The 17,038-nt window shown below is 52.1% G+C and carries 10 protein-coding genes and 1 tRNA gene; 2 read left to right on the forward strand and 9 right to left on the reverse strand.

The genetic code is table 11. The features are described from left to right. Positions 1 to 4 precede the first annotated feature (4 nt). Entirely contained in the window at positions 5 to 772 is a 768-nt protein-coding gene (locus tag AAA857_RS05200; protein ID WP_338173827.1) for a 4'-phosphopantetheinyl transferase superfamily protein, read from the forward strand. A 3-nt stretch (positions 773 to 775) separates the two neighbouring features. Here the strand turns inward: AAA857_RS05200 and AAA857_RS05205 are convergent, their stop codons facing one another. The 6 genes from AAA857_RS05205 to AAA857_RS05230 form a co-directional block, all read right to left on the reverse strand. Continuing rightward, positions 776 to 1,201, reverse strand: coding sequence for a hypothetical protein (locus AAA857_RS05205; protein ID WP_338173829.1), 426 nt, complete (start codon positions 1,199 to 1,201; stop codon positions 776 to 778). Between the two features lie 37 nt (positions 1,202 to 1,238). Further along, the gene (locus tag AAA857_RS05210; RefSeq protein ID WP_338173831.1) at positions 1,239 to 2,876 is read right to left on the reverse strand and encodes a hypothetical protein; all 1,638 of its coding nucleotides are present in this window, start codon (positions 2,874 to 2,876) and stop codon (positions 1,239 to 1,241) included. 44 nt (positions 2,877 to 2,920) lie between these two features. Then, the gene (locus AAA857_RS05215) at positions 2,921 to 4,333 is read right to left on the reverse strand and encodes a M28 family peptidase (protein WP_338173832.1); all 1,413 of its coding nucleotides are present in this window, start codon (positions 4,331 to 4,333) and stop codon (positions 2,921 to 2,923) included. A gap of 58 nt (positions 4,334 to 4,391) precedes the next feature. Continuing rightward, entirely contained in the window at positions 4,392 to 5,060 is a 669-nt protein-coding gene (locus tag AAA857_RS05220) for a CDP-archaeol synthase (protein WP_338173835.1), read from the reverse strand. Positions 5,061 to 5,171: 111 nt separating this feature from the next. Beyond that, positions 5,172 to 5,242 (reverse strand) — tRNA-Gly (locus AAA857_RS05225). Between the two features lie 61 nt (positions 5,243 to 5,303). Continuing rightward, positions 5,304 to 10,922, reverse strand: coding sequence for a S8 family serine peptidase (locus tag AAA857_RS05230; RefSeq protein WP_338173837.1), 5,619 nt, complete (start codon positions 10,920 to 10,922; stop codon positions 5,304 to 5,306). A gap of 131 nt (positions 10,923 to 11,053) precedes the next feature. Between AAA857_RS05230 and AAA857_RS05235 the strand changes: the two genes are divergently transcribed. Next, entirely contained in the window at positions 11,054 to 12,901 is a 1,848-nt protein-coding gene (locus AAA857_RS05235) for an ABC transporter ATP-binding protein (protein ID WP_338173839.1), read from the forward strand. Between the two features lie 87 nt (positions 12,902 to 12,988). Here AAA857_RS05235 and AAA857_RS05240 read toward each other — a convergent pair whose 3' ends face one another. From AAA857_RS05240 to AAA857_RS05250, 3 genes are read right to left on the reverse strand one after another with little or no spacing between them, the layout of a single operon-like run. Next, entirely contained in the window at positions 12,989 to 13,543 is a 555-nt protein-coding gene (locus AAA857_RS05240) for a hypothetical protein (protein ID WP_338173841.1), read from the reverse strand. Further along, positions 13,543 to 14,520, reverse strand: coding sequence for a hypothetical protein (locus tag AAA857_RS05245; protein WP_338173843.1), 978 nt, complete (start codon positions 14,518 to 14,520; stop codon positions 13,543 to 13,545). Before AAA857_RS05245 ends, AAA857_RS05240 begins: the two co-directional genes overlap by 1 nt. Continuing rightward, entirely contained in the window at positions 14,517 to 17,009 is a 2,493-nt protein-coding gene (locus AAA857_RS05250; protein WP_338173845.1) for a choice-of-anchor V domain-containing protein, read from the reverse strand. The genes AAA857_RS05245 and AAA857_RS05250 overlap by 4 nt, the downstream gene beginning before the upstream one ends. Positions 17,010 to 17,038: the final 29 nt, after the last annotated feature.

A 17,038-nucleotide genomic window follows, 5' to 3' on the forward strand; every position in this document is an offset into this window, starting at 1 on the left:
TTCCATGGAGTCCGATGTCGTTTCCCTCGATGTCCCTCAATCTTTTGCGAACCATGTTCGTGTGTATTCAATGCCAATACGGCATTTGGAATTCGTCGATGTCCCGCTTGCAAATGCAGATGAGGTGGCGACCTTTGCTACTTCAAAACGAAGCGACGAGCACCTGAGTGGTCGTTGGTTATTGGGCCATTGTCTCGGGCTTTGGGGTATCGTTGACCTCAACGTACTTGAAATCGTGCGGGACGAGCACCGGGCGCCACGGATTGCGTTTCTACAAGGGATCTGGATGAACACTCCCCTTCCCTCGTTTTCGATATCACACAGCGATGGTCATGTATTCCTTGCTTTATCCGATTCGGAGTTGAATGTTGGTATCGATGCCGAACCGGCTCAACGTGCGCTTGCCCCGAACGCCTTTGATCTCATCTCAAAAGGTGATGAATTGGAACATCTACGCAAGAATCCTGAGTCGGCAATGATGTTGTGGACTTCGAAAGAAGCCATACAAAAAGCAATGCGGAAAGGCATGCATTTGAATCCGCGTAAAATTAAACTTTCAATTGGGGAATCGGAACATATTATTTCAATTGAAAATTCAAAAATTCAATTGGTAAATTGGGTGCATAACGGTTACCAGTTAGCCCTTGCAATTCGAACCAAACCGACCGCTCACCTGACTGCAGAAGACCGCCTTTTGGAAGAGACGCGAATTGCCATGCAGGGCCGGCCAGACTGGGGTGTTGGGTGCAACACGAATCGGAACAACATCTGAGCGTTAATTCCAAAGGCGACTTGATTCCCATGGGAGGTCCATGGCGATTCCAAGTTCGGTTAAGATCACAAAGTTGAACACAACATAAAGCAGAACCGTGAACGTTCCAACAATGAGGCTTGTGTTGATGACTCTTTGTCGTTGTCGTTTTACTTCGTCAAGGCTACAGATGCCCTCTTTTCGGAAGTAAACCACCAACCCGACAACAACCATCAATGCTGAGGCGACCAAGAGAAGCGGTCTGAACCAACCCATGCCGTTGTATCCCCAGTAGAGGTCATCGGAAAGGGCTGCGGCTGTTGAGACGCTCGCAAGGCCAAAGAAGACCAATACTATGCTCGGGAAGCAGCACAGTGAGGCCATAAATGCAGACCCTCCGATGAGCCTCCATAAAGAACGCACATCGCTTGTGACGGCCTCCCCATTCATGCACACCAATCATTGGGTTCGCTTTTGAAGCGTTGTTTCAGGTGCAGGCAGAAAAGCGTCCCTGTGTATTGATCCCATCAGAGTATACTGTGAGTGGTAAAACCGGTGTTCCATCAGACCACTTCCCCATATTGGTCAGCGTTTCTTCTTCCGTCATGTACTGGAATGCCCAATCCGCCGTGAAGGTGTCGTTTCGACCGTGAGCCACCAAAAAGTCGGCCTGCGCATCAATTCGCCGGTAGAATCCCCAGTCTGCCAATCGGTCGTATGCGGGATTCGTCTGGACGTAATGGCTCGCCACGAGACGGGGGAACCCATAGAGGTCAGAGTGAACTTCAATGAGTTGATTTCGCTCATCGGGGAGCGCATTGAACATCTGTTGATGAAATGCGCCGGGGCAAACACCCACACTCATGTCATCCTCTGTCACTGCGATCTGCACCATCGTATCAACGGGTAGATTGGTTAAATCGGGTTGCATTGACTCGCCCATTGGTCTACTTGCTGGCGATTCCAACGCCACCACAAGCGCCCGAGAACCCCAGCCTTTGGTCAAGACCTCATCGAGTGTGATGAACGTGTACGCTCCTCCCAAACTGTGTCCCCCCACCCAAAGAGAGGTCGGGTCAATCGTGATGTTACCAAGAGTTTCTTCGGCAATGGCTGATCGGTTTTCACCAAGGACCATGACCTCAAGGTGGTCGATAGCTGCTCGTATGGCTGTGTTACGGTATTCGTGCTGGAGAAAATCCGACGTCCCTTCAACATCTCTCGCTTCAAACGATTCGAAACCTTCTGGTCTGAGGTCCGAAGGGTATTGCAACAAGGCAACGGCCATTCCTTTTGCGGCGAGGTGGTCAATCCAGTATGTGTATGCATTGAGGTCAGGGTATCCAAAACCGTGCAAAAGGATACCAAGAGGTAAGGTCTCAACAGGGGTATCATCCGGAAGGATTGGTAGTGTTACATGGACGCTGAAGAGGACATCATCTTCCCGATCTCCCTGGATTGCTGCAACATCACCGGGCATCGAGTAGGGTTCGGAAAACCTCATTGTCTCGTAAGGTCCAGGACTTGACCCATAACCGATGGTAGGTGCGTCTGGTGGAGACGGAGCAAATCCGACCAATGCAGGAACTCCGGGCATCAACATCCATGCCGCTAGAAACACGCCCACGAGATGGATGACTCTTCCGGGGGCGATTCCCTCGGATGCAGTGCTTCTCAATCGGGGCATGCCTCCTCGCAAAAGCAGTAGCCAAAGGAACATCCAGGCGTAGAACATCGGGAGCATGAGGAACGCACCCTTGAGGTAAAATACATCCATTACGAAATGAATTGCAATCAAGCCGCTGATCAAACCTAGGAGTACCATCAGAACTTCATCGATGCCCCGTTCATTCTCGTTTTCGAACTTCCAGAGGTTGAAAAAGTATCCCAGCACTGGAACGGCCATAAACAGAACCAACGTTTGCTCCGTTGATGAACGAAGGAGCACCGTCCACTCCAATGAACGAACAGCATGCGGCCAAATCGCATCGACCGCACCGGTTCCCTGTACGAGGCGAACAATGACTTCACTTAGGGCGAGAAAGAAACCTAATGAGAAGAGGACAGGCTGCCAGAACAACGATGTACGCCAGTGTGAACTGGTGACAACAATGTCTTCTTCCATGACCGTCGAATTGGTTTATTCTTCATCAAGATTCGTATAGAGCCTTAGACGCCAACGTTTCGTATTTCAGGAGTCTGGTCAGCTATGAGGAACTCAAGCATAGCCGCCCACATCACAAATTCGATGCTCTTTTCGAGTTCTTCTTGCCCGCCGACCTCTGTAACCATGTTGTCAAGCGTGTCAGTCGGGGAGTGGTAGGCGGAGTAGTCATCGTCGTATGCACCGAGGTGGAAGATGGTTTGAGCTCCTAGGTCACGGAATGTGACGTGGTCGGAACGTCCGAATGTATCCTCGTGGACGTCCATAACCAGATTGTAATGGTCGTCCCAATGCTGGTCACAGCCAGATCCGTAGGACCCTTCAATTCTCAAGTCCATGGGGGCTTTCAAGATGTTTCTGTGTACGTGGTCGAGCACACTGGTAATGGCGACGTCTTGTTCGTTGGGGTCGATGTCTGGGCCGGACCATGCGTGGTATGGGAACGGGTCACCGTTTGATTTGTGAGCGGGCCAAGAGATTCCCATCATGTCCATGTTGATGTAGAATTTCAGTTCCTTATCCTTGGGCAGGCAGTAGTCACAATCGTTTGTTGCGAAGGCGTTGGAACCTCGCAACCCCTCTTCTTCACTTGACCAAAGAGCCAAAAATGTATCACATTCAAAGGTTAAATCAACAAAGGCTCGGGCGTAGAGCAACATTGAGACGGTACCTGCTGTGTTGTCATAGGCTCCTTCATAGGTGCCTGCAAGACTTCCAGGTGGTGCTACATCCATGTGCGCCCCCATGCCTTGAACACAGGAATCGTTACGCCCTTCCTTCCAAGCAATGACGTTCAAGCTCTCAGGCTGGGTTGGGTTCCCGTGGTCGATGACACGCATCATGTGAGTTTCATATCCAAGCCCTTCAAAGTGGCCTTTGAAATAGACTGCAGCACGCTCAAATTGGGGGTTGCCTGAGCCCATCCATCGGTTGATGTATCCGCCACATTGAGTTGAGTCTGAGCACACGCTTGTGATGAAATCCATCTTCTCAAACCATTCTTCCCCGTTCACAATCGGTATCCCTTCGAGCATTGGAATTTCCAAGAGGGTGGACAATCCATCTGGGTGAAGGAGGGTTAAATTGGCCTCAGTGGTGTAAGGGGTGGTCAGAATTTGACCTCCAATTTGACCTTCATCACCAACCCTAATCTCTCCAGATTGAACCAACGTTCCGTTGACGATTAGGAAAACGTCCACCGGTACGACGAGTCGCTGACCTTCGCCAATGAGTATGAACTCATGATATTCTCCAGCATTTAAACTGACTTCAGAAGGGTTTTTTGCATCGATGAGAAAAATGTCCGAGACTTTGATTTCTTCAACTTCATCCTCCCCAAAGCAACCAGCAAGTGGGGCGGCGAGCATCAAAAGAACGAGGCCAAAAGCCCGTAGTGAGGCTTGATTGTTCCCTATCATGTTCTGCCGTCCCCCTCGTGCTTCATAGGTATTGGCCTTTGATGTGGTGAAGTTCCAATCAATATGGAACGTCTTTCCAACCGATTTTGTAGCCGATGAGGTTGAAACTTCGATGCAAGATCGGAGTGATGAGGATGAGGACAATCATCGGAAGGCGCAACTCCGATGCCGCAAGAACCGACGAACCCAAGAACAGTTGCCCGAAAAGGAACACCATGATAGCAAAGGGAAGGGTGTCGAGCAAGGGTGCTTTGGACGAGACATCTCCTTCACGCTTTAGACCACGACGACGCTTTACAAACGAGCCCGTGCTGTCTCCAAGGAGGCAAGCAAAACCAAGGAATGAGCCGAGAATAAATGCTGTAAGGCCTGTCCCACCCACCTCGAACCATGCTCCTGATGAACCAGCGAGTGGAGATGCAAATACAGTTGAGCCGTCGTTAAAGACGGTCCCCATGCCGCCATTGTCCACTGCAGCCACCATGACCATGCAGAGGAGTCCAGAGGTCATTGAGCCACCGATAAGCCCGTTCCAAGTCTTACCGTCTCCAAGGATGCGATTTCCGTCGCTCCAAACCTTGCCCCCGTCGATAGGCCAGGGACCATATCCGGTTTTAGGCAACCACTTGCCCCACATCATAGCAAACGTGTTCGCCAAGAAACCAGGCAGGTAGAGCCACAAGGTAAGCAAGCAAAGGAAAAACAGATTCATGATGACAACCGACACGACCGCTTAGGATACATTCAGTCGTGGTACTGGTTAGCATTTGATTGTTGCGAGGTATGTCAATTGTATGGAGTTAAATCCCAACGCATAGGCTGGAATGGGGCCATAAGGTGCGGATAGCGGGAGTTGAACCCACGACAAAAGGTTGGAAACCTCCTATGATACCACTTCACCATATCCGCAGTGTAGCGTCCCTCCGAGCAACCTCTCCTCTTTGAGGGAATCGGTTCAGTTTTCAGCCGTTCACTTACGCCTGTAATCCTCAAACATCGAGCCACCGCGTTCTTTCCTCACAGGTGGTTGTGGGGTTCGAACCCGGCGTTCTGAGGTCGGTCGTGAGGAGGGCAAAGAATCAATGCCGCGAGCGAGCATCATCTCTTCCGCAGCCTCTCTTCGCCGTACATCAGACCGTGCGTTCTTTCCACGGCCTCTGAGGATCAATGCTCCCATGAGGACAAACAACACCAAGATTCCACTGGCTGCTTGAATCATCGGTTGCTCCATAAGTTGTGCAAGTGAAGAGGTTCCATCGTCTGAATATACGGTGTCTGGGGCATTGGAATCGGTTGTTTTGAGGGTTACCGTGACGGTCTCCATCGGATTTTCGACTCCTGGTTCACGTAACATCAAAACAATTTGATGGATTCCAGTGGATTGCACGTCTCCGGAGAACATCACCGTTTGCGTGTTGCCTGATGATGGGGTGAACGTTAGGTATTGAGTCGTAGAGTCACCGATTACATCGTTCGTTCCCTGCCATTCCACACGGGCTGCGAAGGAGGTTGTCATGGTGGTGCTTGCTGTACAACTAAACGTAAACCGTGAACTTTCGGCAAGGTCGATTGAGATGCTGGTTGGTGTGCATGTCATGGTTCCTTCTGCGGAATTGCGTTGGGCATCGTTCGGCCAGTGGTCCGGTTTGTATGCTCCAAGCGACGCATTGTCCCCCCAACCATCGCCATCGCTATCGAAATGCTGACTTGATTGGAGTGGATACCAATCATCGGCATCGGCCCATCCGTCTCCGTCTGTGTCGAGGCAACCCCTCTTTCCGCCTTCTGTTGACGTTCCGTTTTCCATTGGACATGTGTCGCCGTTGGTTCCATCCGGTTGGTTTCCATATCCGTCGCCATCGGTGTCAAACCATTGTGTCGGGTCAGCAGGCCATACATCGTTTTCATCGCTCACTCCATCTGAATCAGTGTCCGGACATCCATAGCGGTCAAGGGTTGATGTTCCAGCAGTGCCGGTACAATTATCTGCAGTCGTTCCCATTTCATTGTCGCCAAATCCATCTCCATCGGCATCGTACCATTGGGTTGCATCAGCGAGGAACAGGTCGTTTTCGTCAGAAGCACCGTCGCCGTCTCCATCGACACAGCCGTATCGGTCGATGGTTGAAGTTCCAGCCGTTGTTGGGCATGCATCAGGGTTCAATCCTGAAGCATTCTCTCCGTAACCATCGCCATCCGTATCGACACTTTGAGTGACTTCAAACGGCAATGCATCAGCGCCATCGCTAACGTTCCATGCGGAGGTGTTTCCTATGGCTTCGGTTGGATCTGATACACCATCTGTATCGCTGTCGAGACATCCGATTCGGTCGATGGTTGAGGTACCTGAAACATTGGGGCAAACGTCAGCCTGCACTCCTGTTGAATTGTCTCCAAAGCCATCGCCGTCGATATCGGACCATTGCGACGCTTCGTTAGGGAAAGCATCGGTTAGATTGGATACTCCATCCCCGTCGTCATCATCGCATCCAAAACGGTCAACGGTTGATGTTCCACTTTCGCCAGGACAAGCATCAGGCTGTATACCGCTTGCGTTATCCCCGTATCCGTCCCCGTCCTGGTCGAGCCATTGGGTAGCGAGGTCGGGAAGGGCGTCCAGTGTGTTGTCCCATCCATCTCCATCGTTGTCGATGCATCCATATCGATTTCCGAGTGTTGAATTGCCGGCTGAGTTTACACACGCATCAGCAAATACACCACCGGGATTGTCTCCATAGCCATCACCATCAACATCGGACCATTGCGATATTTCGTCTGGATGACTGTCTTGAGAATCAGCCCAACCGTCTTCGTCTCCGTCAAGGCACCCATAAGTTGAGTTCTGCCAGGAAGTCCCGTACAGAGACGGGCAAGCATCAGGAAGGTTTCCTAGAGCTTCATCACCAAAGCCATCGGCATCGGTATCGTTCCATTGGGTGGAATCACTCATGAAAGCGTCAGCGCCACTGGAGACAGTCCATGCTGAGTCTGGGTCTGAGTATCCGTCGCCGTCTTGGTCGGGACATCCTTTTCGGTCATGGAGTGATGTTCCAGGGAAACTCGGGCAATCGTCGTCAATTCCATCATCGTATCCATCACCGTCAGAGTCGGCCCATCGTGTAGCGTCGCTTGGATAGGCATCAGCGCCTTCGTTTTCTGTCCATCCCGAATCTGGGTTGGAATATCCGTCACCATCGGTATCCGGGCATCCAAATCGGTCCTGATTTGATGTACCAGCCACACTCGGGCAGCTGTCGCCATTGGTTCCGCTTGGGTTGTCTCCGAAGGTATCGCCATCAGCGTCTGCCCATTGGGTAGAATCGTTCGGGTCAAGGTCAGCCCCGTTCATCATCGTCCATCCGGAGTCAGCATCGGATGAGCCATCGCCGTCGGTGTCCAAGCATCCAAACCGGTCTCGGGATGACGCTCCAGCAGAAGAAGGGCAATCATCTCCCTCGAATCCACTTGCCTCATCTCCGTATCCGTCAGCATCAGAATCGTTCCACTGAGTAACTTCGGTAGGGAATGCATCATCAAGGTCAGCATAACCATCACCATCCGTGTCTGTGCAGCCCAAGCGGCCAGCTTCAGTTGAAGTTCCAGCTTGCACTGGGCACGCATCGGGATTGGTTCCTGTAGAGTTGTCGCCGTACCCGTCCCCGTCGCCATCCGCCCATTGTGAGGCATCGGATGGGAATACGTCTGCACCGTTTCCAGTTGTCCATCCAGAATCAGGGTCAGAATAGCCGTCCCCGTCGCTATCGGTGCAGCCAAATCGATCGTTGGTTGACGTTCCGCTCACGCTTGGGCATCGGTCGCCGTCGGTTGCCGGTGGTGGATTGTCACCGTACCCGTCACCATCACCATCCGCCCATTGTGTGGCATCGGATGAGAATGCGTCCGCACCGTTTCCGACCGTCCACCCTGAATCGGGGTCGGAATAGCCATCTGAATCTGTATCAGCACATCCATTCCTGTCTTGAGACGATGCTCCAGAAACGGATGCACATGAATCCGCTCCGTTGGAAGTGGTCCATCCTGAGTCTGGGTTTGAGTATCCGTCGCCATCAGCATCGGTACACCCGTAACGGTCTGCGGTTGAATTGCCAGCAAGTGATGGACATCCATCTGCCTCAGTTCCAGCGGAGTTGTCTCCGTATCCGTCGTAATCTGCATCTGCCCACTGGGTGGAATCAGAAGAGAACGCATCCGCGCCATTGTTCACCGTCCATCCGGAATCAGGATTTGAGTATCCATCACCGTCAGTATCTGGACAACCAATACGATCTTCTGTTGATGTTCCAGCAACGTTTTCACAGTCGTCGTCTGCGTCGATGGTTCCGTCAAAGTCAGCATCTTGGGTGAGGTTTGTCAAAGAGTAATTTCCGGTCATGGCCACGGCGAAGAATTGGGGGCCAGTGGGGACGCTCGTGCCGAGAATATGGACTTCCCACGTACCTTGGGCGGGTGAACTGAAACTCTCGGCAAGGAGATTGTCCACGTTGTTGCTGACGTTGGTCCATGTGCCGCTTGGGTCTTTGACTGCCAGGTCAAGATTGTTGACCAGATTGGTTGAGGCAGTGGGTGTTGATGCGGGGTCGGTCCATGAAAGAGAGATGGTGAAATCATCAGCGCTTGAGGGGACAATAAACGACCAGCCGCTGTCGGCATTTGTGGTCACGGATTCCTCTTGAATCCAAGAGGTATTGAGGGCTGCGCTCATGTTGACTCGGCCCCAACCTTCGTGGTTGTTTGGAGCAGCCTCTCCGGCCCCATTCGTGGACGAGCTGTACTGGCCCGTCATGTCATGAGCGCTTGCAGTGTAAATTGCTTTTACGAGAGCCGATGTTGGATTGGATTCACCGACGTTTTCGATCAAGTGTTCAAGGAGCAGGGCAGTTGCTCCAGCGGTGAGTGGAGTTGCCATGCTCGTCCCGCCCATGTAGGTGTAAGATGCGTTGTATGCGAGCCACCCTGTATCGGATGTGCTGCGAGATTTAGTGGACAGGATAAAGGTGCCAGGGGCGGATATGTCCGGTTTGAGTCGGTTGTCATCGGTAGGGCCCCTGGATGAAAACGCAGCCATTCCATCTGGATTATCTGCAAGTTTGTCGGTAGAAATTGGCGAACCGTAGTCTGTGCTCCCCCACAGATAATTGAGGTTCCCACGGTTGTTTTCAGATGCTCCGACGGTGATGACGTTCTTTGCTGAAGCCGGTGAACCAAGAGAATCAAGGTCAATTTCACCGTCGCTGTTTACGTCAACGCCTTCATTTGATGCGGCGAAAAGAATGACCAACTCATCGTAGGTTCTTGCACTGCTGTCCGCTTGCATGGATGAGGTCGTATATGCGCCATTTTCTGCCGAGCCCCAGGAGTTCGTGTGAATTCGACTGCCATTGTCCCAAGCAAGGCTGAACAGGTCGTCCAAATCGTTGGGGATTCCGAGAAGTTTTTCCTCTCCTCCTTGGGTGGTAGCTATCGCATGGAACAGCAACTGTGATTCGCTGGCAGCCCCTACGATTCCACCGTTGCTGTGTGTTCCGTCCCCAAGCACAGATCCAGCGACGTGTGTACCGTGGCCGTGGAAGTCTTCAGCGCTGTCTCCACACGGACTAAGGCCGTAGTAGGTACAGGTTGATGGGGGAGGTGGGAAGGAGAGAATGCCTTTGATGTGGTCCTTAAAGTCGGGATGCATAGCAGAATTGTTGATTCCGTTATCCAATCCTGTATCGGCAACGGTGACGATGATTCCGCTTCCATCAAGGCCGCTCCAACTGCTGTCAATGTTGCTCATGGTGGTTCCATCCCAAAGGTCATCCACGTGCATCACTTCAATGCCTTCGGTATTGAGGATTTCAAAGACGGGCTTGGCTTCAATCCATTCAATTTCATGGTGTTGAGCCAACCAAGCGAGTCCTGTTGTATCGATGGCCATGGTGGAGAATCGACCGTTGTGAGTGTCCACGCTGATACCATCTTGCTGTCCGATGTTTTCGGGAAGGCTCGTACCCGACAACACCACGTTGACGATCCCCCCGGCCTGGTTTATGAAGGGGTTCTCATAGGTGGTTTCGAGGCCGAGAAGGCCTAACACAAGGTTGGTTTGGACCTTGTCTGTGGCGTCCATGACAGCGATCCCTTGAACATCCAAGGCCCCAAGTTGTTGTGGGGTTTTACCGTTGACGTCGCAATGGAATGCTGCAGGCGGTAGGAATGAATGGCAGGAAATGCCTGCAGCGTCCAGCGCTCCGAACCATGAAGAGGGGACCGGATAGGAATGGCTCAGTATGTGGAAACCGTTGAGGGTCTGGCCACCGGTTGCATCGGTCCAATCATCTGGAGCGATCATGGTTACATCTCTGTGGAGGAGATGAGTCGACGAAACCCCGTTTTGCGAGGCCAGCCAACCGTGCTCTGCGTCTGCTGCGGGAGAAATGCCCAGTTGCTGGAGCGATTCGACTTCGGCATCTGTTGCCGTATTAAATGAAGACGTGGACCCGGCCGATGCCAATGCGATTGGGGCTAAAACCTGCAAAAACATGAGAGCCATGAGGAGAGTCGAGAGCCTTTGAGTTCGGGTCAGCATAGTTGGACCACGCAGGGGTACCTCATCAAAGATTGCATTCCAAGGCAATCATGGTATCGAGGTATCGCACCGAAGACCGAGGGTTCAAGAACAGCAAGCGAGGCCGGAGGAATGTGACGCGAGGGAAGTTAATGAAAAAACAAACGAGCGGCAATGGCGATGTGATGGACCCCGAAGGCATCAACGAGGACACACAGGTTCTCGGGAAACAAGTTTGGAGAGTTGTCCCCTATGCAAAGAAGTACCCAAAGCGTGTCATGACCGGTATTTTTGCAAATGCAGCAGCCCGTTTCTTTGATTTGATGCCCTTCGTCGCCATCGGGTTTGCAGTTGATTACTTCACCACTGATGCCTTGGCGGGCCCTCAAGTTGTTCAAGATGCAGTCACACTGTTCCCTGGAAGTGCTGCTGTGGGCTACGGATTTCTCGTCTTCTTCGGTTTCTTGTGTCTTGCTGTGTTTCAAGGGATTTCCGAATACGCTTGGCAGACACTTGGCTACAACATCCAACACGACCTGCGGATGGACGCTACACGCTCCCTCATCAACATGGAAGCGTCGTACTACGACCTTCGACAAACCGGACAAATCATGTCGGTTCTTTCCAGCGATGTAAACCAACTTGAAGACGTTGTTTCCGACTCATCCACCTCAATTATCCGTATTACAGTGACCTTCATGACGGCGTTCATCATTCTGGTGCTCATGTCGTGGAAACTCGCTGCGGTACTGTTTGCCCCGTTGTTTCTCATTGTCCCAGGAGTGTATTGGTTTTCAACTCGAGTCCAGCGCAAATACCGCAAGCAACGGGAGTCGACTGGAGACATCAACGCCGTGCTTGAAAATCTCGTTTCAGGCATCTCTGTCGTACAAGCCTACAACGCCCAAGAATGGGAGGCCGACCGTGTTTCTCGTGACTCGGGAACCTATCGCGACCAAGCCATGGGTGCGAGCAAGGACAGAAACCGCTTCGTTCCAATGATTTACGCTGTTGCAGGGGTTGCATTTGGCCTTCTTGTCACAGCAGGCGGTTACCTTGCTGGGCAGAATGAAATCACCACAGGACAACTTGTGACCTTCCTTCTCATCAGTACACGAATGACCATGCCCATGTTCATTTTTGGTATCTTGGTGAATCAACTGCAACGCGGCGAAGCGGCTGCACGACGTGTTTTCGCAGCGATTGACCTTGAACCGAAAATTATCGACGTGGAAGGCGCAGAAGAACTTGGTGAACCGATTCGTACCATTGAATTCAAAGACGTGTTCTTTACCTACCCAAACACCAGCATCAAAGTATTGAATGGAATCTCATTCAAGGTTTCTGGTGGTGAATTTTTGGGCGTTATGGGGCACACTGGTGCAGGTAAAACGACCATCCTCAAACTTCTCATGCGATACTACACTCCTGACAACGGGCAAGTGTTGGTGAACGGGCGTCCGATCACCGACTTTACCCTTGATTCCGTCCGTGAAGCAATGGGCTTCGTAAGCCAAGACCCGTTCCTCTTCTACGGGACGGTAAGTGACAACGTCATCTACAATCAAAAGGCGAGTGATGAAGAATTGAAGAAGGCGCTCTCCTTGGCGGGTGCTTGGGAGTTTGTTCAAGACCTCGAGGACGGACTTGACACTATGGTTGGCGACCGTGGGGCTAAACTCAGCGGTGGCCAGCGGGCCCGTATTTCTCTTGCAAGGGCCCTTCTCAAGAATCCTAGCCTCTTGATTTTGGACGAGGCAAGCAGCGCCCTTGATGCAGAGACCGAACGCCGCATTCAGGAAAATTTGTTGTCTTCGGGAACCGAGCGTGCAACCATTGCTGTAGCGCATCGCCTCAGTACCATCCGCAATGCAAACGAGATTCTGTCAATGGTCGATGGAGCAGTTGTTGAGCGCGGTCAACACGACAACCTTGTTGAATCCGGTGGGGTTTACGCCAGCCAATGGACGATCCAAACCGGTGATATGGCCGGCCTTTGAACCTCTCAACCGTTTTGAACGGATAAGCGACATCACGGTTCAGTTGAACACCCATGCTTGCGAATGCGAGGTCACGTTGTGTCATCATCAAGCTTTTTGCCATGCAGTTCGGAGATTCGCTAATGCAATGACAAGGACCATTGCTGACATCCATAGCGGCATGAGAGGGACCGTTTCGTACGGTAGATGAAAGATGTCGAGAAGTGATTCTCCTCTCGAATACGTTCCGCCAATTGATGCTGTGAGGAGAATAAGTCCTGATGATGCCATGCCGCCGAGAGCTTGTATGTCTCGAGTGTAAGCCTGTTCCCATATCTTCATTCCGATGCTGCGACGGGTCACAAGTACCCCGATGGCGAGCCCTAGCGAAGCGGTGGAAAGGAGCATTTTGTTCACCAAAAGGGGGTGGTTGATATCACTCTGTGGTCCGGATTGAATCCCGCTGAAGATGGCGAATGGCATGGCGACAAGGCCGAACAAAAGAACGGCATGAGCCACCGTGTCAAGGGCTGAGAGCTTTGACCTGAGCCCGAAAACATCCCGGCATGCTAATCCTGCAAGCATGAAACAGAGGCCGGCCATTGCAAATGAGCCAACGGTAAGTTCAGTGGTCACCACGTGGAAGGTGTTTGAGGATACCATCATGATTCACCTCCAGAAGAGATGATGAGTTCAGGACGCTCCTTCTCTGCCGTTGTCCGACTCAAGGTGGTTTGCAAAGCCATGAATCCTGCCATGAGAGCAACGAGTATTGCAATCGATTGCCCGTATACCAAGGTGTTGTCAACTGCCCAGGACGGTTCATCACTACGAAGTTGGAACCACGGACTGGTCTGGTTTGGCCCTTCTCCTGCTAAAATCACCCGCCATTCGATCATGCTTGGTTGAATTGATGTCGGCAATTCAAACCTCCAAGTATTGTCCTCCATTTCGGTAGCGTTCAGGACGGTCGTCTCTCCACCGTTCATCCGCCATTCAACCTCCAGGTCAGTAACAAATTCTGTTGGTGCCGTTATTGTCGTTAGTTCGCCGATGTCACGTTGGGTTGGAGGGCTGAATGAATCGGCAAGGCGCGGCAAGTTTTCAGGAACTTCAAGAACGCTGATGGATAACGGTGTTTGGCTGACACCGAAATACGGCGCTTCATCTCCATTGTCATTTCCATGGTGTATGGCCCCGAAGAGCGTGTACGTTCCCACAGGGGGTGCTTTCAATGTCCATGTGATGTCGACTGAAGTGGTTCCTGCTGGAACCGTTGTCTCAAGATAATTGAACGTCTCTCCTTCGCTGTTGGATACGATGTCCCATCCCGCATCAGCAGGGGTGTCTTGGGCCCCGGTAAGGTCACTGAGCAAAAAGACGCCAAGAAGGCCGGTTTGAGTGGTTTGAATGGATTCTATGTGAACGGTGACACTGGTGAGCAATCCTTCGTAAACAGCATCAGGTGCGGAAATGGAAATGACTGCATTTGAACTTCGATTCATATCGGCGTCGCCGTGGCAGGCACCGCCACACTGAGCATCAAATTCCCCGCCTCCAACACCGCTGGGGTTAGCCGAGCCAATGCTTGGTGCAAGCAAGAGTACTGCGAGCAAGAGCGTCAATGCGGTCCGGTTCATGGATCCTCACCTCTTTTCAGATGATGCGGGACAAAAACAGCAATGCTGGCGAAAAGCACGAGGATGCCCAGCGCAGTCCCTGCTGATTGAGAGGCCTGAGGCGCTTCTATGGTTGGAAGTTCGACCTCAACCGAACGTATTGAAGAGCCTGCGATGAACGTACGCTCCTCATTGAAGGGCTCAATGTGATAGATGTTGGTCCCGGTCAGTGGTGGTGAATCTGTAAATTGCGTTGCGTTTACAGTGCCGATGCGTTCTCCGTTCCTCCAAACGTCGTATTGGACCGTGCCTCCGTTCCAGTTCCATGACAGAGCGACCTTGCCCTCATTGACGATTGTCTCGAAGCCACTGACTTGAGGTCCGGCCTGAGGAATAATGTCGATCTCCGTGGTGTTTTCTCCTCCGTGTTCATCGTATACGGTAAGTGTAACTTGGGTGTTCTGTTCAAGAACGAACGAAAGCGTTTCTCCATTCGCCGTGCTCTCTGCCCACGACCATAGGAATTCAGTGATTTGACTGTCGATGTCAAAGGATTCGCCCGCACTGAGGTGCACGGTCTCTCCCGTCCATGTGTCGGTTGATACAAATCTTATGTCGGCGCGTGGCGTTGTATTTTTGATCGTGATTGAACGCTCAACCGGGGTGCTGTTGGTCGTTCCATCGTTAGCAGTGACAACAAGTTTCCATTCTTGACCGGGTTCCATACGCTGTTGAGACAGCACCGACATCCCGTCCATGCCGCTGTCTCGAAAACCGTTCTTGAACCATGAATACGTGAGACTCGTCTCATCCTGGTCCCCGTCAATTGCGATGACGATGGGGGTTAACGGGACCAGTGAATTCACTTCGTCCGGCCACGTAATGCTCACCATCGGCGCAGCGTTGAGGACCTCAACTGCCGGAGTTTGAAATGCTGTCTCGTTCACTGAATCCGAAACAAAGAGTTCTGCTGAAAGGAGATCGCCTCGGGTGAAGAGAGACGGGTCAAGGGTCAATTGGTCTTCTCCTTCAAGAGGAACTCCATTGCGCATCCAAATGACCTCTTGGACCTCAACCGTGTCGCCGTCATCGTCAATTGCCTCGTAGCCCAGTTCAAGCGAATCGTCAACTGAAAATGAGGGCGAGGTGAGGGCAGCGCTCGTAATCACCGGAGGGGCATTGACAATGGTTATCGATGGTGAAGCCGACCAAGACGACCAGGCCGTCCCGTCAAACAAGCGTACTTCTCCAATCCATGATTCTTCTTTTAGCGTCATGTTGCTTGGAAGGGTCAACAGTTCATCTGCAGGGGCATGAGTCAGACCGTCGCGTGACCAACGAACCGAGCGTTGAGTGATGGTGTCACCGTTCTCATCGAATTCGTCCCAAGAGAGGGAAAGGGCATCCGTTGTGAAATAAGGACCAACGCCAGTGATGTGCACGTTGCTTGAGACGGGGGGTGTATTCGTTCCAGTTCCAACGACGATGTCCTCTGAAGTGGCCCATGAGGACACTCCTTCTCCATCATCTGCACGAACACGAACCTGCCAAACATCACCGTCACGAGTAGCGAGTGCTGGAAGTGTTGTCGCATTGTTCAGTTCAGGGACTGCTGCACCGTTGAGAATCCATTGATTTTCTGCCGTCAACAGGTCACCATCATCGTCGCTGATTTCGGAGGTGTAGGTGATGTCCATGTTTTCAGTGGGCGATGAAGTTGAGGCGAGTGGGGTTGACACGGATGGGAGCGAATTGAGGACGGTTGTTGCCGTTGAGGTGACGCTTTGCCCTGCGTCGGAGCCATCGGAGGGGGTCACTTCAACGGTCCAGGATTGGTGTTTAGTGGTCAATGAAGTCGAAACTTCAGACCCCGTGATCGAGGGCATGATGGTTCCGTTAAGTCTCCAAGAAAAGGTTGAGCCGCTTTCAGCATCCCCCTCTGCATCACTGAAGTTGTACGATGCAACCAATGGGTCGGATGTCAGGGGGCTTGCGGGAGAAATGGTGAGATTGCTAAGGCTCGGAGGGGTGTTGGTTGAGGGCGTTTCGGGGATTGAGAAACTTGCAGTTCCAGCAGCATCCCCTGCTTTGTTTTCTTGCCCGTTGGCCCCCAATACGGCAAGCGAGAGGGTGGCGGTTCCAGTGCCTGCAGCGGGAGCAGTCCAATCAACGCCCCACGAGGTGTCGGTCCATGTTGTATGCGTGGCTGATGAACCGTCGGTGATGACTTGAGTGTTTGAGGCTGGATTGGAGAAGGTCCCGTCTGACGCCTCAAGCGAAAATCCGCCTCCTGCATGGATTGTAGAAATCCCTATCGAAAGGGTGTAGGTGGTCCCCGGAATGTATTCTGCTGGCTGGCCTGAGAGGGTTGGTGTAAGCGTGTTTGAGGAGGTGTGGCAGCTGCATCCTGAGGATGAATTGTATTTCCCAGTCTTGTATCCGTCCACTGGGGCAAAGACAGCGCTTGTTAGCAAAAACACGAGGAGAAGTGCAAACCCGTGCTTTCGCATGGTAACGAACATCAGTTGTGCTTATTTCA

It is taken from the genome of Candidatus Poseidonia alphae (assembly GCF_943787815.1).
Taxonomy (GTDB): Archaea; Thermoplasmatota; Poseidoniia; order Poseidoniales; family Poseidoniaceae; genus Poseidonia; species Poseidonia alphae.

Excerpts from the sequence above, each read along its gene's own strand:
- AAA857_RS05205 (WP_338173829.1), bottom strand. The coding sequence starts at position 1,201 with ATGAATGGGGAGGCCGTCACAAGCGATGTGCGTTCTTTATGGAGGCTC.
- AAA857_RS05210 (WP_338173831.1), bottom strand. The coding sequence starts at position 2,876 with ATGGAAGAAGACATTGTTGTCACCAGTTCACACTGGCGTACATCGTTG.
- AAA857_RS05245 (WP_338173843.1), bottom strand. The coding sequence starts at position 14,520 with ATGAACCGGACCGCATTGACGCTCTTGCTCGCAGTACTCTTGCTTGCA.
- AAA857_RS05250 (WP_338173845.1), bottom strand. The coding sequence starts at position 17,009 with ATGCGAAAGCACGGGTTTGCACTTCTCCTCGTGTTTTTGCTAACAAGC.
- AAA857_RS05215 (WP_338173832.1), bottom strand. The coding sequence starts at position 4,333 with ATGATAGGGAACAATCAAGCCTCACTACGGGCTTTTGGCCTCGTTCTT.
- AAA857_RS05230 (WP_338173837.1), bottom strand. The coding sequence starts at position 10,922 with ATGCTGACCCGAACTCAAAGGCTCTCGACTCTCCTCATGGCTCTCATG.
- AAA857_RS05235 (WP_338173839.1), top strand. The coding sequence starts at position 11,054 with ATGAAAAAACAAACGAGCGGCAATGGCGATGTGATGGACCCCGAAGGC.
- AAA857_RS05240 (WP_338173841.1), bottom strand. The coding sequence starts at position 13,543 with ATGGTATCCTCAAACACCTTCCACGTGGTGACCACTGAACTTACCGTT.
- AAA857_RS05200 (WP_338173827.1), top strand. The coding sequence starts at position 5 with ATGGAGTCCGATGTCGTTTCCCTCGATGTCCCTCAATCTTTTGCGAAC.